General features: G+C 64.5%; 19 protein-coding genes and 1 tRNA gene. 11 read left to right on the top strand and 9 right to left on the bottom strand.

The features are described 5' to 3' along the window. Positions 1–85: 85 nt before the first annotated feature. The 6 genes from DMX12_RS22330 to DMX12_RS22300 all read left to right on the top strand — a co-directional run bounded on the left by DMX12_RS22330 (position 86) and on the right by DMX12_RS22300 (position 6,402). On the top strand, positions 86–685 hold the full coding sequence (locus DMX12_RS22330) for a 50S ribosomal protein L25/general stress protein Ctc (RefSeq protein WP_009686184.1): 600 nt from the start codon (positions 86–88) through the stop codon (positions 683–685). A 79-nt stretch (positions 686–764) separates the two neighbouring features. Continuing rightward, a complete protein-coding gene (gene pth, locus DMX12_RS22325) occupies positions 765–1,349 on the top strand; it encodes an aminoacyl-tRNA hydrolase (RefSeq protein ID WP_009686183.1) in 585 nt (194 codons plus the stop codon). Between the two features lie 24 nt (positions 1,350–1,373). Next, positions 1,374–2,474 (top strand): redox-regulated ATPase YchF, encoded by a 1,101-nt coding sequence (ychF, locus tag DMX12_RS22320; protein WP_064314338.1) that lies wholly within the window; start codon positions 1,374–1,376, stop codon positions 2,472–2,474. Between the two features lie 503 nt (positions 2,475–2,977). Next, positions 2,978–3,367 carry a nuclear transport factor 2 family protein gene (locus DMX12_RS22310; protein ID WP_029887927.1) on the top strand — a complete coding sequence of 130 codons (390 nt, stop codon included), beginning with the start codon at positions 2,978–2,980 and terminating at the stop codon, positions 3,365–3,367. 92 nt (positions 3,368–3,459) lie between these two features. Continuing rightward, positions 3,460–4,959, top strand: a complete 1,500-nt coding sequence (locus tag DMX12_RS22305) for a cytosine permease (RefSeq protein ID WP_110679467.1) — start codon at positions 3,460–3,462, stop codon at positions 4,957–4,959. 12 nt (positions 4,960–4,971) lie between these two features. Continuing rightward, a complete protein-coding gene (locus DMX12_RS22300; RefSeq protein ID WP_110679466.1) occupies positions 4,972–6,402 on the top strand; it encodes an aldehyde dehydrogenase family protein in 1,431 nt (476 codons plus the stop codon). A gap of 77 nt (positions 6,403–6,479) precedes the next feature. Here DMX12_RS22300 and DMX12_RS22295 read toward each other — a convergent pair whose 3' ends face one another. The 3 genes from DMX12_RS22295 to DMX12_RS22285 are packed head-to-tail and all read right to left on the bottom strand — an operon-like array spanning position 6,480 to position 10,687. Then, complete coding sequence (locus DMX12_RS22295) at positions 6,480–8,891, bottom strand: DUF3772 domain-containing protein (RefSeq protein WP_110679465.1); 2,412 nt, start codon at positions 8,889–8,891, stop codon at positions 6,480–6,482. Positions 8,892–8,947: 56 nt separating this feature from the next. Then, positions 8,948–10,006 (bottom strand): bifunctional DNA-binding transcriptional regulator/O6-methylguanine-DNA methyltransferase Ada, encoded by a 1,059-nt coding sequence (gene ada, locus DMX12_RS22290; RefSeq protein ID WP_110679464.1) that lies wholly within the window; start codon positions 10,004–10,006, stop codon positions 8,948–8,950. Positions 10,007–10,060: 54 nt separating this feature from the next. Then, entirely contained in the window at positions 10,061–10,687 is a 627-nt protein-coding gene (locus tag DMX12_RS22285; protein ID WP_009686122.1) for a DNA-3-methyladenine glycosylase, read from the bottom strand. A gap of 170 nt (positions 10,688–10,857) precedes the next feature. Between DMX12_RS22285 and DMX12_RS22280 the strand changes: the two genes are divergently transcribed. Both DMX12_RS22280 and DMX12_RS22275 read left to right on the top strand, forming a co-directional pair. Further along, positions 10,858–11,373 (top strand): sigma-70 family RNA polymerase sigma factor, encoded by a 516-nt coding sequence (locus DMX12_RS22280; RefSeq protein WP_009686121.1) that lies wholly within the window; start codon positions 10,858–10,860, stop codon positions 11,371–11,373. Then, a complete protein-coding gene (locus DMX12_RS22275) occupies positions 11,366–12,316 on the top strand; it encodes a FecR domain-containing protein (protein WP_110679463.1) in 951 nt (316 codons plus the stop codon). Before DMX12_RS22280 ends, DMX12_RS22275 begins: the two co-directional genes overlap by 8 nt. Positions 12,317–12,389: 73 nt before the next feature. On the opposite strand, the gene DMX12_RS22270 is transcribed toward DMX12_RS22275, so the two are convergent. The 3 genes from DMX12_RS22270 to DMX12_RS22265 all read right to left on the bottom strand — a co-directional run bounded on the left by DMX12_RS22270 (position 12,390) and on the right by DMX12_RS22265 (position 15,089). Continuing rightward, a complete protein-coding gene (locus DMX12_RS22270; protein ID WP_054903914.1) occupies positions 12,390–13,547 on the bottom strand; it encodes an MFS transporter in 1,158 nt (385 codons plus the stop codon). An 83-nt stretch (positions 13,548–13,630) separates the two neighbouring features. After that, positions 13,631–13,768 carry a hypothetical protein gene (locus DMX12_RS29540; protein ID WP_165944152.1) on the bottom strand — a complete coding sequence of 46 codons (138 nt, stop codon included), beginning with the start codon at positions 13,766–13,768 and terminating at the stop codon, positions 13,631–13,633. 106 nt (positions 13,769–13,874) lie between these two features. Next, positions 13,875–15,089 (bottom strand): MFS transporter, encoded by a 1,215-nt coding sequence (locus tag DMX12_RS22265; protein WP_009686117.1) that lies wholly within the window; start codon positions 15,087–15,089, stop codon positions 13,875–13,877. A gap of 182 nt (positions 15,090–15,271) precedes the next feature. On the opposite strand from DMX12_RS22265, the gene DMX12_RS22260 reads away from it, so the two are divergent. Continuing rightward, positions 15,272–16,204: a FecR family protein gene (locus DMX12_RS22260; RefSeq protein ID WP_110679462.1), complete on the top strand. Its 933-nt coding sequence runs from the start codon at positions 15,272–15,274 to the stop codon at positions 16,202–16,204. 95 nt (positions 16,205–16,299) lie between these two features. Continuing rightward, a tRNA-Met gene (locus tag DMX12_RS22255) sits at positions 16,300–16,376 on the top strand. 105 nt (positions 16,377–16,481) lie between these two features. Here the strand turns inward: DMX12_RS22255 and DMX12_RS22250 are convergent. Next, complete coding sequence (locus DMX12_RS22250; protein WP_110679461.1) at positions 16,482–17,096, bottom strand: LysE family translocator; 615 nt, start codon at positions 17,094–17,096, stop codon at positions 16,482–16,484. Between the two features lie 187 nt (positions 17,097–17,283). On the opposite strand from DMX12_RS22250, the gene DMX12_RS22245 reads away from it, so the two are divergent. After that, positions 17,284–18,201, top strand: a complete 918-nt coding sequence (locus DMX12_RS22245; protein WP_110679460.1) for a LysR substrate-binding domain-containing protein — start codon at positions 17,284–17,286, stop codon at positions 18,199–18,201. 27 nt (positions 18,202–18,228) lie between these two features. On the opposite strand, the gene rimI is transcribed toward DMX12_RS22245, so the two are convergent. Then, positions 18,229–18,684, bottom strand: coding sequence for a ribosomal protein S18-alanine N-acetyltransferase (gene rimI / locus DMX12_RS22240; RefSeq protein WP_029887538.1), 456 nt, complete (start codon positions 18,682–18,684; stop codon positions 18,229–18,231). Beyond that, positions 18,681–19,466 (bottom strand): energy transducer TonB, encoded by a 786-nt coding sequence (locus DMX12_RS22235; protein ID WP_110679459.1) that lies wholly within the window; start codon positions 19,464–19,466, stop codon positions 18,681–18,683. Before DMX12_RS22235 ends, rimI begins: the two co-directional genes overlap by 4 nt. Between the last annotated feature and the right edge of the window lie 365 nt (positions 19,467–19,831).

Below are 19,831 nucleotides of genomic sequence, written 5' to 3'. Positions count from 1 at the left end.
ACCTGTGTTGGGGCGGGGCTTTTTTGCCATCCCCGTCTGGCGCTGGTCGCAAACGCCATTCGGGAGGCTATTTTGGAGAAGTAAAATGACCGATTTCATCCTGAACGCCCAAGCGCGTACTGACCTGGGGAAAGGTGCGAGCCGCCGCCTGCGTCACTCCGCCAGCATCCCTGCCGTAGTTTACGGTGGCGATAAAGAAGCCCAGTCCCTGACCATCGTGGCCAAGGAAATCGCCAAACTGTTCGAAAACGAAGCTGCCTTCAGCCACGTTATCGAACTGAACGTCGACGGCGCCAAGCAGAACGTCGTGGTCAAGGCCATGCAGCGTCACCCAGCCAAAGGCTTCATCATGCACGCCGACTTCGTTCGCGTCGTAGCTGGCCAGAAGCTGACCGCTGTTGTTCCAGTGCACTTCATCAACGAAGAAGCACCGGTCAAGAAAGGCGGCGAAGTTTCGCACGTTGAATCGCAGATCGAAGTTTCCTGCGAAGCCAAAGACCTGCCAGAGTTCATCGAAGTCGACCTGGCCAACGCTGAAATCGGCACCATCATCCACCTGTCGGACCTGAAAGCTCCGAAAGGCGTAGAGTTCGTCGCTCTGGCCCACGGTGATGACAAAGCTGTTGCCAACGTTCACGCTCCGCGCGTTTCCGCCGAAGCTGCTGAAGAAGGCGCTGCCGAGTAATCCACTCGCACGCCGGCGTTGATCGGGTTACAGTGCCGCGCGCACTGTAGCCCACCAACTCCAAGGAAGAGCCCCTGACGTGACCGCCATCCAGTTGATCGTCGGCCTGGGTAACCCCGGCCCCGAATACGAACAGACCCGGCATAACGCAGGGGCTCTTTTCGTTGAACGCATTGCCAGCGCCCAGCGTGTTTCGCTGACCGCTGACAAAAAATATTTCGGCCTGACGGCTAAGTTCAGCCATCAGGGCAACGACGTTCGTTTGTTGATCCCCACCACCTACATGAACCGTAGCGGCCAGGCCGTGGCGGCCTTGGCCAATTTCTTCCGCATCAAGCCGGAAGCGATCCTGGTGGCGCACGACGAACTCGACCTGCCCCCGGGCGTTGCCAAGCTCAAGCGCGGCGGCGGTCATGGGGGGCACAACGGCCTGCGCGACATCATCGCGCAGCTCGGCAACCAGAACGACTTCCACCGCCTGCGGCTTGGCATCGGCCACCCGGGCGACGCCAAACTGGTCTCCAACTTCGTCCTGGGCCGCGCGCCGCGCGCCGAGCAGGAGAAGCTCGACGCCAGCATCGATTTTGCCCTCGGCGTGCTGCCGGACGTGCTTGCCGGCGATTTCGCCAAGGCGATGCGCGAACTGCACAGCCAGAAGGCCTGATTTCCTTTAGAGAGGGGAATACCCATGGGTTTCAATTGCGGCATCGTCGGCCTGCCCAACGTCGGCAAGTCCACCCTGTTCAACGCCTTGACCAAATCTGGCATCGCGGCGGAGAACTTCCCTTTCTGCACTATCGAGCCGAACAGCGGCATCGTGCCGATGCCCGACGCGCGCCTGGCTGCGCTGGCTGAAATCGTCAAGCCGAACCGCATCCTGCCGACCACCATGGAGTTCGTCGACATTGCCGGCCTGGTGGCCGGTGCATCGAAAGGCGAAGGCCTGGGCAACAAGTTCCTCGCCAACATCCGCGAGACCGACGCCATTGCCCATGTGGTCCGCTGCTTCGAAGACGAGAACGTGATCCACGTTTCCAACAGTGTGGACCCCAAGCGTGACATCGAGATCATCGACCTCGAACTGATCTTCGCTGACTTGGACAGCTGCGAGAAGCAACTGCAGAAGGTCGCACGCAATGCCAAGGGCGGTGACAAAGAGGCGCTGGCACAGAAGGCCATCCTCGAGCAGCTGATCCCGCACTTCACCGAAGGCAAGCCAGCACGCAGCCTGATGAAGAACATGAGCGCCGAAGACAAGGCGGTCATCCGCGGCTTCCACCTGCTGACCAGCAAGCCGGTGATGTACATCGCCAACGTCGCCGAAGACGGCTTCGACAACAACCCGCACCTGGACGTGGTCAAGGCCATTGCCGAGGAAGAAGGCGCGGTCGTGGTGCCGGTGTGCAACAAGATCGAAGCAGAAATCGCCGAGCTCGACGATGGCGAAGAGAAAGACATGTTCCTCGAGGCCCTGGGCCTGGAAGAGCCAGGCCTGAACCGCGTGATCCGCGCCGGTTACGAACTGCTCAACCTGCAGACCTACTTCACTGCTGGCGTGCAGGAAGTTCGCGCCTGGACCGTACGCGTGGGCGCCACCGCACCCCAGGCGGCCGGGGTTATCCACACCGACTTCGAAAAAGGCTTCATCCGCGCTGAAGTCGTGGCCTATGACGACTTCATCCAGTTCAAGGGTGAAAGCGGCGCCAAGGAAGCCGGTAAGTGGCGCCTGGAAGGGAAGGACTACATCGTCAAAGATGGCGACGTGATGCACTTCCGCTTCAATGTCTAAGCGGTAGCCTGCAGTAACCAGAAACCCCTTGCGGCTTATGCCTCAAGGGGTTTTCGTTTTATGTGGCCCGTGCCGGCCTTATCGCTAAGGCGGCGGCCGGGCTTTTGCAGGACAATATATAACTTTTTGATTTAACAGGGCCCTTGTGGGAGCGGGCGTGCCCGCGAACACCGGCGCAGCCGGTGCCAGACACCGCGGCGCCTGCTTCGCGGGCACGCCCGCTCCCACACAGGCCGCGTCGCGCTTACGAATTGAGTTCTCTGCGCGACAGCCCAGCCCGTAGCGCTGCGTAATCTCCCACAATGAATCGCGCAGGCTTTGCGAATTTTGAGAAAGACAGTTGCTCCGACCTGCTCCGCCAGTCGGGTATGGCCAAACGCCGGGCTGCCAGCGCATCACTTCACAAATTCCTGAACTGATTATTTGTCGCCAGCGATTTTTCCCACCGGCAAGCCCCACCAGAATCGCTTCACCACAATCATAAAAACCCGTGAGGCCACCCCGTGGACCAGACCCTGCAGGTACGGCAAGCCGCCGCCGACCTTGTTGCCGCCTTCGCCAGCAACGACACCGCCCGCTACTTCGCCTGCTTCAGCGAAGACGCCACGTTCCTTTTCCATACCTTGGCGCAACCCCTGCTGTCACGCCGGGCCTATGAGAAGGTCTGGGCCCAGTGGCAGGCCGAAGGGTTTGCCGTGCTCGCCTGCGCGTCCAGCAACGCCCAGGTCAGCCTGCAAGGCGACGTGGCGATCTTCATGCATGATGTGGCCACGCATCTGCGCATCGGCGGTGCCGAGCACCAGCTGAACGAGCGCGAGACCATCGTGTTCCGCCGCCACGCTGACCAGTGGCTGGCCTGCCACGAACACCTGTCGGCCGTGTCGCCGGCCTGATCACCTTTTTGCGGCCCTGCCGCCCTGCCATCGCACCCACAAGAAGGCTTGCGCACTGCGCCGGCCCACAACAACCGCGCTGGAGCAGTACCATGAGCCACTCGACCGGTATCGAGACCAACGGCGTAGAACAGATCCCCGCCGATCAACGCGACGCCTCCCCGCTGGACCTGTTCCGCCTGATCTTCGGCGGCGCCAATACATTCGCCACCGCCGTGCTCGGCAGTTTCCCGGTGCTGTTCGGGCTGTCGTTCCAGGCGGGGGTGTGGGCCATCGTGCTCGGCGTTGCCGTTGGCGCGCTGATCCTGGCACCGATGGGCCTGTTCGGCGCGCTGAACGGCACCAACAATGCGGTCTCATCGGGCGCACACTTCGGCGTGCACGGGCGCATCGTCGGCTCGTTCCTGTCGCTGCTCACGGCAGTGGCATTCTTTTCGCTGTCGGTATGGAGTTCGGGCGATGCCCTGGTCGGCGGCGCCAAGCGCCTGGTCGGCCTGCCGGAAACCGACCTGACCCTGGGCCTGGCCTACGGCCTATTCGCGGTGCTGGTGCTGGTGGTGTGTATCTTCGGCTTCCGCTTCATGCTGTGGGTCAACAAGATTGCCGTGTGGGCGTCGAGCCTGCTGTTCCTGCTGGGTATCGCTGCTTTTGCCGGGCCGTTCGACGCGGGCTACGCCGGCAGCGTCAACCTGGGCCAGGCGGGCTTCTGGGCAGCTTTCGTCGGCGCTGCGATCCTGGCGATGAGCAACCCGGTGTCATTCGGCGCCTTCCTCGGTGACTGGTCGCGCTACATTCCACGCGAAACCCCCAAGGCGCGCATCGTGCTGGCGGTGATAGCGGCCCAGGGTGCCACGCTGATTCCATTCCTGTTCGGCCTGTGCACCGCCACCCTGGTGGCTACCCAGGCACCGGACTACATTGCCGCCAACAACTATGTCGGCGGGCTGCTGGCAGTCGCCCCCAGCTGGTTCTTCCTGCCGGTGTGCCTGATTGCGGTGATCGGCGGTATGTCCACCGGCACCACGGCGTTGTATGGCACAGGCCTGGACATGTCCAGCGTGTTCCCGCGCCTGCTCAGCCGTGCCGGCGCCACGCTGCTGATCGGGGTGCTGGCGATCGGTTTCATTTTCATCGGCCGCTTTACCTTCAACCTGGTGCAGAGCGTGTCGACCTTCGCCGTGCTGATCATCACCTGCACCAGCCCGTGGATGGTGATCATGATCCTCGGCCTGGTCACCCGCCGTGGTTTCTACCACGCCGATGACCTGCAGGTATTCACCCGCGGCCAGCGGGGTGGCCACTACTGGTTCCTGCACGGCTGGAACTGGCGCGGCATGGGCGCTTGGGTCCCCAGCGCAGTGGTCGGCCTGTGCTTCGTGAACCTGCCGGGGCAATTCGTCGGACCGTTGGGCGACCTGGCCGGTGGCATTGACCTGAGCCTGCCGGTCACCCTGGGGTTGGCCGGGGTGCTGTACCTGCTGCTGCTCAGCCTTTTCCCCGAACCTGCCGGCGTGTATGGCCCGCAGGGCCCACGCTGGGTGCGTTGCAAACAGGCTGCGCACACGCCTGTAACCACTGCCGAAATGGCCTGACTGGAAACCACCATGACCACTTCCCACTACATTGCCGGCCGCTGGGTCGACGGCCAGGGCAGCGACTGCATCAGCGTCAACGACCCTGCGCTGGGCCAACCGTTTGCCGAACTGATGGCTGCCAGTGCCGAGCAGGTCGACCAGGCCGTGGCCGCCGCACGTGCAGCCCTGCCCGCCTGGAAATGCACCAGCGCCAGTGAGCGCGCAGCGTATCTGCGCGGCTTCGCCGAACAGCTTGGGCAACGCCGCGAAGCGCTGGTCGCCCTGCAGATGCGCAACAACGGCAAGCCGCGCCACGAGGCAGAAGTCGACCTGGACGACGCCATCGCGACCTTCGGCTATTACGCCGAACTGGCTGAACAACTGCCTGGGCAAAACCGCGACGTACCGCTGGCTGCACCCGGCTTCACCGCCCGCACCCGCCTGGAGCCGGTGGGCGTGGTCGGCCTGATCGTACCCTGGAACTTCCCACTGGTGACCAGCGCCTGGAAGCTTGCCCCGGCCCTGGCCGCTGGCTGCACCGTGGTGCTCAAGCCCTCGGAAGTAACCCCACTGTGCGAACTCGCCTACGGCCAGATCGCCGACACCCTGGGCCTGCCGGCCGGGGTGCTGAATATCGTCAATGGCAAAGCCGAGACGGGTGCAGCGCTGAGCAACCACAACGGCCTGGACAAACTGTCGTTCACAGGCAGCAATAACGTTGGCAGCCAGGTGATGCGCAGCGCAGCGGCGCAATGCCGGCCGGTCACGCTGGAGTTGGGCGGCAAGTCGGCGATCCTGGTGTTCGATGACTGCGACGTCGACGCGGCGGTGCAATGGATCGTTGCCGGCATCTGCTGGAACGCGGGCCAGATGTGCTCGGCCACATCACGCCTGCTGGTACAGAACGGCATCGCCGACGCCCTGCTGCCACGCCTGCAGGCAGCGCTGGAAAACCTGCGGGTGGGCAGCCCGCTGAGCGAAGAAGCCGACATGGGCCCACTGACCAGCCAGGCCCAGTGGCTGAAAGTGGCCGGCTACTTTGCCACGGCGCGGGAGGAAGGCTTGCAGTGCCTGGTCGGCGGCAAAGTGCTGGACCGTGGCGGCTGGTTCGTCAGCCCTACCCTGTATGCCGATGTGCCTGAAGACAGCCGCCTGTGGAACGAAGAAATCTTTGGTCCGGTATTGTGCGCACGGCGCTTCGCCAGCGAACAGCAGGCGATTGCCGAGGCCAACGACAGCCGCTTCGGCCTGGTGGCGACAGTGTGCACCACAGACCTGGCGCGCGCCGAGCGGGTGGCCGATGCGCTGGAGGTGGGCCATGTGTGGATCAACTCGGTGCAGGCGGTGTTCGTCGAGACCTCATGGGGTGGCACCAAGGGCAGCGGTATAGGCCGTGAGCTGGGACCTTGGGGCTTGTCGGGCTACCAGTCGGTCAAGCATGTGACACAGTGCCTGGGGTGACTGTGCGGGGCCGTTTAGCGGCCCCTTTCGACAGCTTCTGCCATTCATCTAGTCGCGTGCCACTGGCATGAAACGCATCACGGCGCTTCGTCAGCCGGGCGCGCAGCTTCCTGTACCAGCACCATGCTCTGCGGCGAAGACAAGGCGATACCCTCGTCACGCAGCCGTCCAAGGATGGTGAACAGCAGGTCACTGCGGGTACCCGACACCTGGCGCGGCCCGGCCACATAGCCACTGACCGCGATCACCATGCCATTGCTGGTCAGGTCCTTGAACGACACCGAGCTGGCGGGCGCGTCCAGAATCGCCTCGTGTTCATGGTAGGCCGCCAGCAGCAACTCACGTACACGGTTGGCATCCGTATCCAGCGGCAGGGTCAAGGTGATGCCGACCACCCCCAGGGCGTTGCCCATGGTCACGTTGCGCACGTTCTGCGAGATGAACTGCGAGTTGGGTACGATCACCGTGGAACGGTCGGACATCTGGATTTCGGTAGCGCGCACGTTGATGCGGCGGATGTCGCCCTCGACGCCGGCCAGGCTGACCCAATCGCCGACCTTCACCGGGCGTTCGGTGAGCAGGATCAGGCCCGAGATGAAGTTCTGCACGATCTGCTGCAGGCCAAAACCGATACCGACCGACAAGGCACTGACCACCCAGGTCAGGCTGGTCAGGTTGATGCGCAGGGTCGACATCACCAGCATGGCCAGGAAAATGAACCCGAGGTAGCCCACCAGGGTGACCAGCGAGGCGCGCATGCCGGCATCCATGTCGGTTTCCGGCAACAGCCGTTCGCTGAGCCAGCGCTTGACCACCCGGATGGCGAACAAGCCGCCGAGCAGAATCGCCATCGCCAGCAGAATGTCCTGCGGCACGATGTTCAGGTTGCCCAGCAATTTGCCACCGGTACCGTCCCAGTCGCCCAGGCTGAGCAGCAGTTCGCTGGGGCTGGTGCCCGACGGCATCAACGCCAGCAGCAGCGCCAGGAACAGCACTACGGTGCGGCCGATACCGGCCAGGATGGTGCTGGCCTGGGCCTGGTGACGTGGCGCCAGCCCCAGGGTCGACGCCAGTGCCAGGCCGCCGGGTTGGCGTGGCGACAGCAGGGTTTCGCACAGGTCGCCGAAGAAGCTGGTCAACAGGTAGGCGCACGTGATCACCAGGCTGACCCACAGCAACTTGGCCGTAAGGAAGTAGGCAAGGGTCAGGTACCCGGTCACCATGGCCAGCATGATAACCCCCAGCCAGATGACCATCACGAACGGGATCAACCCGCCCAGGCCGGTGGGGCGTTCCAGCTCATGCTTGCGCAGGGTGCGGCGGTAGCGCTGCAACGCGCCAGCGAAGATCATCGCCACTACCAGCGCGGTCAGGCCGTTCACCGCCACGGTCAGCGCCAGGCTGGCACCGATCACGGTGTTGATGCGCTCCATGGTCATCATGACCATCAGTGCCAGGGCCAGCACCTTGGGGAACCAGCCCAGCGCGCTGGCCACTTCGTCGTGAATGGCCGGCAGGCGCCAGGACGGGCGCTGCAGCATCAGCATGGCACGGCCCAGGCCCGCGATGAACGCGCTGAACACCACCAGCGCCAGGATGTGGTTGACCAGGCTGGCGATATCGCTGCCCAGTTCGGCATTGCTCTCCAACCCCCAGCGCAGCAGGGAAACCGAGCCGGCGATGGTGCCCAGGGTTGCCAGGCTGACCCCCAGCGCCAGGGCACTGCGGCGCAGCCGGCCTTCGGGCAACCAGCGGACCATGGCACGGGCCAATAGCCGCTCTATCCACAGGCGTACCAAGGTCCAGACCAGGATGGCCGCTACCAGGCTGGCCATGAACGGCCAGCGGTGTTCGGGGCTGAACGCGCTGCCAATGGCAACGGCTGCTTCGCCCCGCAGGTCGCGCAGGCGCGCCACGTCATCCTGGGTGGGGCGGATGATGCTCTGCCAGAATGCCGGGCTCAACGGCGAGGCGGCGCGGCTGGTGATCTGCGAGTTGAACTGGCTGCGGCGCAAGTTGACGATTTGCGTGGACAGGTCGCGGGCCGACTGAGTCAGCTTGGTGGCCTGGTCCTGCTGGGCGACCAGGGCCTTTTTCTCGGCCTCCAGGGCCTTGCGCTGCTGGGTCAGGGCCGCAGGCTCGTCAGGCTGGGCCGGGCCAACCACCTTGAGCTTGTCGTCGAGCTTTTCCACATCGGTGGTGCGCTGCGCACTCAAGGCATCAGCCTGGCGCTGAACCTGCATGGCCGCCAGCCGCAACTGCGACAGCAGGTCGTCGTTGGCGTTACTGCTGACGCCTTGGCGAATCTGGTCCAGGCTATCGCTCAACTGCTCGATACTGGCGTTTTCATCCACTGCCGGGGCTGCGGCGTTGGCCGGGTTGGACAACGGCGTGGCGGGGGCCGCCGCGACCGGGCCGGTGAGCACCAGCAGCAGCGCCAGCATGGCCATCAGGCCAGGGCAAAAACGAACAAGGCTCAGACGCCTCATCGAATATTCCTCTTTACAATCCGATTTGGCGGGGGATTCTACGCGGCTTCAAGGCATCAGGAGAGTGCCGTTTCCCGCGTCAGCAGTTGCTGCTTGCGCGCCACGCCCCAACGGTAGCCGCTGATGTCGCCATCGCGGCGCACCACGCGGTGGCAGGGGATGGCCACGGCGATGCGATTGGCCGCACACGCCAGGGCTACCGCCCGCACCGCCTTGGGCGCGCCAATGCGTTCGGCAAGGTCGCTGTAGCTGATGCGGCTGCCAGCCGGCACCTCGCGCAGGGCTTGCCACACGCGCTCCTGGAACGCTGTGCCTTGTACATCCAGCGGCAGGCCGAGGCCCAGCGCCGGGGCCTCGACGAACCCCACCACCTCGGCAACCAGTTGCTCATAACCGCGGTCACCGCCGATCAACCGGGCCTTGGGGAACTGATCCTGAAGTTCATGCAGCAGGGTTTCAGGGTCGTCGCCCAGCAGAATCGCGCAAATGCCTTTGTCGCTTTGGGCCACCAGGATGGCGCCCAAGTAGCACTGGCCGAGGGCAAAATGAATGGTGGCCCCTGCGCCCCCGGCGCGGTACTGCCGGGGGCGCATGCCCAGGCGCTGGTCGGCGCTGGCATAGAAGTGGCTGTTGGAGGTGTAGCCGGCGTCGTAGATGGCATCGGTGACCGAGCACCGAGCATCTTCCAGGTGTGCGCGCAGGCGCCGGGCGCGAAAAGCGCTGGCGTAGGCCTTGGGGGTAACGCCGGTTTCGGCTTTGAACAGCCGGTGCAGGTGGTACGGGCTGACGGCCAGTTGCGCAGCGAGCTGGTCGAGGCTGGGGCTGGGGTCGCTGGCTTCGATCAGGCGGCAGGCGCGGATGACTAGCTGGCTATGGCGCGCCGCACTGGGCTTGGCGCCAGCGGTGCAGCGCTTGCACGCACGATAGCCAGCGGCCTCGGCTAACGCAGGGGTATTGAAGAACTCGACGTTGCCGCGCTTGGCCAGCCGCGACTTGCAGTTCGGGTGGCAATAGATGCCGGTGGTGCGCACGGCATAGACGAAGTGCCCGACCGCAGCGGGGTCGCGGGCTTCGACGGCTTGCCAGCGTTGGTCGGGGGTGGTGTAGGCGGTCATTGGGTATGCTTCCAGACTCGTGCGGCCGGCTCCGGCCTTGGCGGTGTAAAAACCTCAGGCGCGCCACAGGTACCAGGCCGCCACGGTTCGGTATGGCCGCCAGGCGCCGCCCAGCGAACGCATCTGCGCCGGGGTCGGCGCCTTGTCCAGGCCCTTGAGGCGGCGATACCCCTCGCGCACGCCAAAATCGTCGACGGGCAGGATATCCGACCGCTCCAGGCTATAGATCAGCAGCATTTCCACCGTCCACCGCCCTACCCCGCGCAGCGCTACCAGGCGTTCGATCAGAGCGTCGTCACTCATGGCCAGTGCTGCTTCGCGGGTCGGCACCAGGCCGTCCAGCCTGGCTTGGGCAATGCCCTGGATAGTCGCCAGCTTGCTCGCCGAAAAACCGCAGGCGCGCAGGGTTTGCGGGCTTGCGGCCAGTAACTGCTCGGGCGGCGGAAACGCATGCTGCGGGAACAACGCCAGCAACCGGCCCAGGATAGCCTCGGCCGCCCGGGCATGCAGCTGCTGGTAGGCAATCGCGCGCACCAGTGCCTCGTAAGGTTCGCGGCCAGGGGTGGCCTGGTGCAGGCATGGCCCGGTCGCGGCGACATGCCGCGCCCAGTCAGGGTCGAGCGCCGCCAGGTATTCGCCGGCTTGGCGGTAAGCCGCAGGGGAAAGGTCGGCCAGAATCATGGCGGCTCCATCAAGTCGAGTGCAGGTGCAGCTTAGCGCAGCCGTTCATCGGGGGAACGCCGGTTCTTGCGCGGCTAATTCCTGGCCCACCATTGCCCCGCGCCATCCTCCGCGCATAGAATTGAGAACTGTTCACATTCGCACACCTCATGGGACCGGCCTTGGCAACGATGCAGATCAACGACACGCTCAAACCGGCCGAGGTCGCTCTGCTCTACCAGTCCCACCATGCCTGGCTGCGTGGCTGGCTGCGCAGCCGCGTGGGGTGCAGTGAACATGCGGCCGATCTGGCCCAGGATACCTTCGTGCGGGTATTGCGCGCGCGCCAGGCATCGCCGTTGAAAGAACCGCGCGCCTACCTGAGCAGCATTGCCCGCGGCTTGATGATCGACCAGTTCCGCCGACGCGCACTGGAGCGGGCCTACCAGCAGAGCCTGGCCCAGGTGCCAGAAACCGAAGTGCCCAGCGAAGAGGCCCGGTTACTCATCCTCGATGCCCTGGCGCGCCTGGACCGCGCCCTGCATCAGCTCAAACCGCGGGCGCGCCAGGCCTTCCTGCTGGCCCAGCTGGACGGTTTGAGCATTGTCCAGATCGCCCGGCAGCTGCACGTGTCGCGCGCGACCATCGAGCGCGACCTGGCCAGCGCCCTGGGTGTCTGCTACCGGTTGCGCTACGCCGATGCCTGATGCCACCCCCACTCAAGCCCAGGTTGACCAGGCCATCGACTGGCTGGTGAAGCTGCGCTTCGACAGCCCCTGCCCGCGTACCCGGCAACAGTTTGAGCAATGGCTGGCCAACCACCCGCATCACCCACTGGCCTGGCAGCGCGTAAGCCTGCTCAGCGACGAACTGGCAGGGCTGCCCAAGGACCTGAGCCGGCGCACCTTGGAAGGCAGCCAGCAGCAGCGTGGCAGCCGACGCAACCACCTCAAGCTGCTGGCGCTGCTGGCCGTCGGCGGCAGCCTGGGCCTGGCGGCGCGTGAACCACTGGGTTTACCTGAGCTGCTGGCCGACAACAGCACCGCCGTCGGCGAGCGTCGCCAGGTGCAGGGGCGCGACGGCAGCCGTATCCAGTTGAACACTGCCAGCGCCATCGACCTGGACTACAGCGTTGAACAGCGCCAGCTGGCGCTGCTACGCGGTGAAGTGAGCCTGGAGAGCAACGCCAACGACCACCGGCCGTTCCTGATCGAAACGCCGGTTGGGCGGCTGGTCACCCTGGACGGCCAGTTGCTGCTGCGTGAAAACCGCCAGGGCCTGCTGCTGGCGGTGCGCCGTGGCCAGGTCACGCTGTTCCCCGCCTCGGCACTGCGCAGGCAAGTGCAGCCGGGCGAGACCTTGCAGGTGTGGCGCGACGGCCGTGTCCAGGCCGTAACGTTGCACAGTGACCCGTGGGGCTGGACTGACGGCGTACTCAGCGTGCAGCAGATGCCGCTTGGCGAGTTTGTCGCCGAACTGGGCCGTTATCGCCCGGGCCTGCTGCGCTGTGCGCCGGAAGTGGCCAGCCTGGTGGTGTCTGGCACCTTTCAGTTGAGCGACACCGGCGCCATCCTGCACCTGCTCAGCCGTAGCCTGCCGGTGCGGGTCGAGTACCATACCCGGTATTGGGTCAGCATCGCAGCCGCCTGACGCGTGCGGGCGCGGCCTTGTATCGCGATGGGCCGCAACGCGGCCATTCATGACCGAAGCAACCCCGAAGCCGTCAGTCCGCCAACGCGCGCAGGCGGCCCGCAGCCCGAAACGACTGCCGGGCAAAGCACACGAACAGCCCGGCCATCAGCGCCAGCGCCATTGGCAGGCCATGCGGCGCCACGCCCATCGCCGCGCCACTGACCAACGGCCCTACCAGGCTGCCTACGCCCCACAGCAGGCCCACGCTGGCATTGGCGGTGACCAGGTCCTGGCCCTTGAAGCGCTGGCCGATCAGCACCAACGCCAAGGTATAGATCCCCCCGGCCACCGCCCCCAGCACCACCAGCAACGGCCACAACAGCCACGTCAGGTCCAGCAACCAGGGCAAACCTATACCGATCGACATCGCCACCAGCCCGCACACCAGGTGCAGCCCGGTGCGCTCGACCCGATCGGCCAGCCAGCCAAGCGGCAGCTGGAACAACATGTCGCCGGCAAACACCACCGTCACCATCAACGCCGCCACACCCACGGCGAAGCCATGGCTGCTGGCGTATACCGGCAGCAACGACAGCACCACGGCGTCGAAGAACGAGAAGAACAGCACCGCCATGCACAACGCCGGCGCCACCCGGAAGAACCCCGCCAGGCCAAAGCTTTTCTCGCCTTCTTCGTGCGCCACATGGTCATTGGGCACCGTCAGCACGATGCACAGCAAGGCCAGGCCATAGCCAACGGTGACCACGCCAGTGATCCATGGGCTGTCCGCCCCCAGTACTGCCAGCATGGCCGGGCCGAGCACCTGGAACCCGGTAAAGCTGGTGGCATACAGGGCCATGATCTTGCCGCGGTTGTGCTCCGGGCACAGTTCGTTGACCCACGACTCGCCCAGAATGATGGCGATACCCATGCCCAGCCCCAGGCCAAGGCGCAGCAGCGCCAGTAGCCACAGCGAGCCAAAGGCCGCTTCGAGCAGGGCGATGCTGAGTGTGCACAGGCTGAAACACAGCAGGTAGATGGTGCGCCGGGTGAGGTGGCGGCAGCAGGCATCGACCAGGAATGCCGAAAGCATCATGCCGGCAGCAGGAATAGCCGAGATGATGCCGATTTCCAGGGTGCCCGCCCCTGCTTCATGCAGGCGCAACGAAACCAGGGGCAGGCTCGCCCCCAGGCTGAAACCCACGACCGAAACGGCGAACAACAAGCCCGCCAGCAAACGCATGTTCATGTACCACTCCTTGCAAACCGGAAAAACGTGCAGACACAGGCGCGCAGGCCAAAGTGGCCAGCGGCGCGAACGCGCAGATCAGGTCAGGCGAAGTGTGGCGAGAAGGTGAAGGCAAACAGCACGCTGCGTCGGCGCTTGAGTACCGTGTCGCTCGGCCACGCATGGCGCAAGCCCTGAAGGGCAGGCTGGCGGGCGCTGGGCAGTGACGGGGTACGGCGCATTGCTTGGCTACTACGCAGGTGGGAGGGGAAAGTGGCGGCACTCTAGGCCAAGGACAGTCCGGCCGTCAATCGGCAGGGGCCGCCGCATGCAGCGGCCCCGACGAAATCAGCGCTTGCCCGTATTGGGCAGGAACACCGCCAGCAATCCGAACAGCGGCAGGAACGAACAGACGCCATAGACGTATTCGATGCCCCGCAAGTCTGCCACGTACCCCAGCAGCGCCGCACCGATGCCGCCAAAGCCGAACATCAAGCCGAAGAAGATGCCGGCAATCATGCCCACGCTGCCCGGCACGAGCTCCTGCGCATACACCACGATGGCGGAAAACGCCGAAGCCAGAATGAAGCCGATCACCACGCTCAGTACCGTGGTCCAGAACAGATCGGCATAGGGCAGCGCCAGGGTGAACGGGGTCACGCCCAGGATCGAGAACCAGATCACCGCCTTGCGACCGATACGGTCACCGATCGGCCCACCGAAGAAGGTCCCCGCCGCCACGGCCCCGAGGAACAGGAACAGGTGCAACTGCGAGCTGGCTACCGATACCGCGAATTTCTCGATCAGGTAGAAGGTGAAGTAGCTGGTGAAGCTGGCCATGTAGAAGTACTTGGAGAACACCAGCAAGCCCAACACGATCAGCGCCACGATCACCCGCTGGCGGGAGATGCCATGGGTGGCCTGCACCGCCTTGCGTGCTTTGGCCTGGTTGAGGTGTTCCTTGTACCAGCCACGCAGCATCAGGGTTACGCCAAGGAAGAACAACGCCGCCAGGCCGAACCAGGCGACGTGGGTCTGGCCGAACGGAATGACGATGGCCGCCGCCAGCAAGGGGCCCAGCGCCGAACCGGTGTTGCCCCCCACCTGGAAAGTTGACTGGGCCAGGCCGAAGCGCCCGCCGGAGGCCAGCCGCGCGATACGCGAAGTTTCGGGGTGGAACGTGGAGGAACCGATGCCCACCAGTGCAGACGCCAGCAGGATCATCGGGAAGCTGCCGACGAAGGCCAGCATCACGATCCCCACCAGGGTGCACAAGGTGCCCAGCGGCAGCAGGTTCGGTGCCGGCCGACGGTCGGTGAAAAAGCCGACCCAGGGCTGCAACAGCGAGGCGGTGATCTGGAACGTCAGTGTGATCATGCCGATCTGGGCGAAGCTCAGGTTGTAATTGGCCTTGAGCATCGGGTAGATCGCCGGCAGTACCGACTGGATCAGGTCGTTGATCAGGTGCGCCAGCGCGCAGAAACCGATGATACGCATCACCAGCGGCGTGGCCTGGTTGGCCGGTGCCTGGCTGGATGCGGTGGAGGCGCTACTGGTGGCCATTTGCCTAAATCTCCGTCCTCAGGTTTGGGATCCGATTATCGGGAAACAAATAGATACTTAGCTACCTTTTTTTCCCTCCGTCGTGACGTTCTTGAAAATGGTTCTCAATATAATTAGCATCCCTGTCTACTTCCCCTGTCATCGTTGGGCCCACGGGCCCCTCTCGCGAGCAGACCGTACCCATGAGCCCGTTGCCCGCCAAACAGCTGCAACCCGACCCCGAGCAGGAAGCGCTCGAGTGGTTCTCGGCGCTGCGCCACCCCAACTGTGACGACGCCCAGCGCCAGGCCTTCGCGGCCTGGTGCCAAGCCGCGGAAAACGCCCAGGCCTATGCCGAGCTGGAGCGTTTCTGGCAGCAGGTGCAGCCCTCACCCGCCCGCCCTCGCCCACGGCCGCCAAGCGAGCGCCGCAGTCACCTGGGCAAATGGGTGGCGCTGTTCTTTCTCTTGGGCCTGGCCGCCGCTACCTACCTTTACTGGCCGTGGATGCAGCGCCTGGCCAGCGAGCTGCACACCGATGTGGGCGAGCGGCGCAGCACGCGCCTGGCCGATGGCACGACCTTGAGCCTGGACAGCGCCAGTGCGATGAACGTGGACCTGCGCGGCCGTACCCGCCAGCTGCATCTGGTACAGGGCCAGGTGTACCTGCAGGTGGCGCTCGATGGGCGCGCCCTGGAGGTGGCAGTGGGTAACGCACGCATCCAGGTGTTCGGCACCCGCCTGCAAGTCACCCGCCATGCCAACCATGACGAGCTGGTGGTCATCAGTGGCAAGGCCATGGTCGTGCAGGGGGGTGAGCAGCGCCTGGTCTCGACAGGTGAACGGGTAACCTTCGATGACACGCGCATCGGCGCGGTACGCCCAGCGGACCTGAAAACCGTAGACAGTTGGCGCAGCGGCTACCTGAAGGCCAGCGACATGCCGCTGGGGCAGGTGCTGGAGCGCCTGGCCAGCTACCAGGGCCAGCGGGTATGGCTTATGGATGAACAACTGGCCCATCGCCGTGTAAGCGGCGATTTCAACCTCGACCGCGCCGGGGAAACCCTGCAATCCCTGGCCGCCGCCCAGCATCTGCAGCTACAAGGCGTGCTCGGGCACTGGCTTGTGGTGCGCTAGAACCGGCCCTGGCCGCTAAGTTTTTGAAAGCGTGCAAATTTTTTTTGAAATGAGTGTTGACAGGGGGGGCGTTCAAGAGAATAATGCGCGCCATCGGCTACATAGCTCAGTTGGTTAGAGCATAGCATTCATAATGCTGGGGTCCGGGGTTCAAGTCCCTGTGTAGCCACCAAACAAGACAAAGGGCTTACCGCAAGGTAAGCCCTTTTTCTTTGCCTGCGAGAACTGCCGCATCGAAAGCAGCCCGGGGCTGCTACCCCCTCTTGCCCCCTGGGCGTCAGCGGATGCCGCTCACTGCCACGGTCAACCCGAGCCCGATCAGCGCCAGGCCGATCACCCGGTCCACCAGCACTTGGCGGTCGATCATGGCCTTGCGCAAGGCAGTGCTGGAAAAAAACACCGCGACCAGGCTGAACCACAGCCAGTGCGCGAACGACATGAATGCACCATAGGCAAATGCCAGCTGCAACGAGCTGCCCGGTTGCACGACCTGGGTGTAGGCACTGACCACGAACAACATGGTCTTGGGGTTCAGTGCGTTGGTCAAAAACCCCGTGCGCAGGGCTTGCAGCACCGAGGCACTGTTAGGCGCCCCACCCTCAAGGCTGATGCGCCGGGTATTGGTGACCGACTTGTACCCCAGGTAGATCAGATACCCGGCGCCCACCACCTTCATGGCCAGGAACAGCATCGGGCTCTGGCTGATGATCACGGCAATGCCTAGTACCGTGTATAGCACGTGCACCTGGACCCCCAAGGCGATCCCCACTGCGGCAGCCAGCCCGGCCTTGCGGCCTTGTGCATAACTGCTGCGGGTCACCATGGCGAAGTCGGCACCGGGGCTGATGACGGCAAGCAGGGTGAATACGGCGACGGCGACGAGTTCGGTCATGGGGATAGCTCTCGATAGGCGATGAAAATGCACAGACCGAGGATTATCGGGAGCTTACGGCGCAGGAAAAATCGATTTATCGTGGTGCAAATCTGATAGTTTCAGTCACAGATAGCTAGCGCCTGCTCCAGCCAGCGTGTGATTGTGCAGGCTGGCCAACGCTGCAGTGCCGGCTTGGAGAGCTGCCATGAAACTGCCCCCACTCAACGCCTTCCGCTACTTCGACATCGCCGCCCAAAGCGAAAGCTTCGTGCGCGCCGCCGAACACCTGCACGTCACCCACGGCGCCGTCAGCCGGCAAGTGCGCTTGCTCGAAGAAAGCCTTGGCGTAGAACTGTTCGAGCGCCGCAACCGGGCCATTTTTCTCACCGCCGCCGGCCGCGCGCTGCACGGCACCACCCAGGCGATCTTCGAACAACTGGAAGGCGCCGTGCAGCGCTTGCAACACCAGGCCCGCGACAATGTGCTGGTGCTGTCCTGCGAACCGACCATCGCCATGCGCTGGCTGATCCCGCGGCTGCCGCGTTTCCATGCAGCCCACCCCGACCTGCAGTTGCACCTGGTAGCCGCTGGCGGTCCGCTGGACTTCGCCCGCGGCGGCGTCGACCTGGCCATCCGCCGTGACGACTTCCATTGGGGTAACCAGTTGTTCAACCAGAAGGTCTGCGATGAGTGGGTCGGCCCGGTGTGCCGCCCCAGCGCCGGGTTCCGGCTCGACGGCCAACGCCTGCTGCACAGCACCACTCGCCCCGCTGCCTGGCCCACTTGGCTGCGCCTCAGCGGCCAACGGGCGCGGCACTGCGAACGCAGCGACTACGAGCATTTCTATCTGTCGATCCAGGCTGCCAGCGCCGGTTTGGGCGTGGCCATGGCCTCTGCCTTGATGGTGCGCGACGAACTCGACAGCGGGCAGTTGCAGGCGCCGTTCGGGTTTATCCGCGATGGCTCGGCCTACCACCTGCTCAGCCCCCAGCCGCTGAACGATGGTGGCAAGCGCCAGCGCTTCACAGGCTGGGTCATGGAAGAGTGCCACGCATGTCTGGCTCATTTGGGCTTGTTGCAGCCTGACGCCCCAGCACCACCGGTGCCGGGGCAGCCGCGCTAGGCGATGTTAACCAGGCAGCACGCAGGGTCAGTCTTCAAGCAGGGTACAAGCCATCACCAGGGCATCTTCACGGCCACCCGCCACTGGGTAATAGTCACGGCGACGGCCGATTTCGTTGAAGCCATAGCGCTCGTACAAGCGGTAGGCCGACTGGTTGCTGGCGCGCACTTCCAGGAAGCATTCGCGGCCATTGAGCTGGTAGGCACGGGCCATCAGGTGCTCCAGCAGGCGCAGGCCCAGGCCGCAGCCTTGGTTCTCGGGTTTGACGGTAATGTTGAGCAGGTGCGCTTCGTCGATGATCACGTTGATCACCCCGTGGCCCACTTGCTGCTCGCCATCGAACATCAGCCAGACTTCGTAGGATTTGAGCGCATCCTGGAAAATCCCGCGGGTCCAGGGGTGGCTGAACGCGGCATATTCGATCTTAAGTACGGCATCCAGATCCGCCTCGGTCATCGGGCGAAAACTGATCGAGTCACTCATTCAACGCTCTTCCAGCGCGCCATCAGCTGGCGCATGGCTTTCCAGACGTCCGCCTTGCGCTGCGGCTCGTCCATCAACAGTTCAAGGCCCGGCAAGACCCAGGCATCGCCCAGGCCGTCGAGCTTCAGGGTTTGGTAATAGGCCTGGGCGTCGGCGTTGGCGGCAAAGCGCACCGCTGGCAGGCCCACCAGCCAGAGGCAGGTGCACGGCGCGTCTTCCAGGCGCGCCTGGACAAAGCCCTGGACAAAATCACGTGCCGCCTCCGGGCCCTGGTCCATGTTGCCGCGTACCAGCAACGGCCAGCGCACCGGCTCGCCGATGATCTGCGGTGCATCGGGTAGCCCGGCGGCGCGCAGCATGTCCTTGAGCAGCAGGTAGGAAGGGTCGCGGCTCTGGAACGGCTGGCCGGTGGCCAGTTCGACCAGCAGCAGGCAACTGCCGGCGCGCAGCAACTGCAGCGCGAAACGTGGCGGTGGCACCGGCGCCGGCCTTGCTGGTGCGGGTTGCGCCTCGGCCTCGACCGCCTTGACCGCCGGCTTGGGCCCGCTGCCGGGCCGCGGGATCTCGATTTTGGGCCGCTCGGCGGAGCGCGCCTGGGGTGCGATTGGCTTTTCGTTGCCAGGGGCTGGCGGCAGCACATCGAAGTCGAGGTCCTCGACCGGGGCCACCGGTAGCAGCAACTCGGGGCGCGACGGCGCAGCGAACGGCAGTTCGGCGCGCGGCAGCCAGTGCACCACTTGCATGGCGGAAAGGAAGGCGCGGCGGCGAGGTTCGGTGAGCAAGGGGCAGGGTCCGAGGGGTGGAGGCAGTTGGGCATTCTAACGTGTACGCCTTGGTTTTTGCAGCGTCTATCAGACCGAGCGCCGCCCGCGCGGCGCATCGCGAGCTGCGCTCGCTCCTACGTTTGTTTCGGGCCAATTATGCCTGGGGGATTTGCGCGCGAACGCCTTGGCGCATGCCTCGATATCGCGTCGTATGAACCAGGCGGTCGCGCGCGCCTCTCACAGGCCTCACTGGCCTGAAACAAACGTAGATACTCTGTTGGCGGTCAAGCTTTTCTGAGGTGTTCAGAGCTGAAAAGCTTGGCCGTATCAAATGGCTCATCTCCGCTCATGCACGCCCAGATGCCTGTCAGGTACTTGCGCAT

The organism is Pseudomonas sp. MB-090624 (assembly GCF_003205245.1).
Lineage (GTDB): Bacteria > Pseudomonadota > Gammaproteobacteria > Pseudomonadales > Pseudomonadaceae > Aquipseudomonas > Aquipseudomonas juntendi.
Note: the sequence above shows the minus strand (reverse complement) of the source record. Positions and strands in the feature narration are given on the sequence as shown.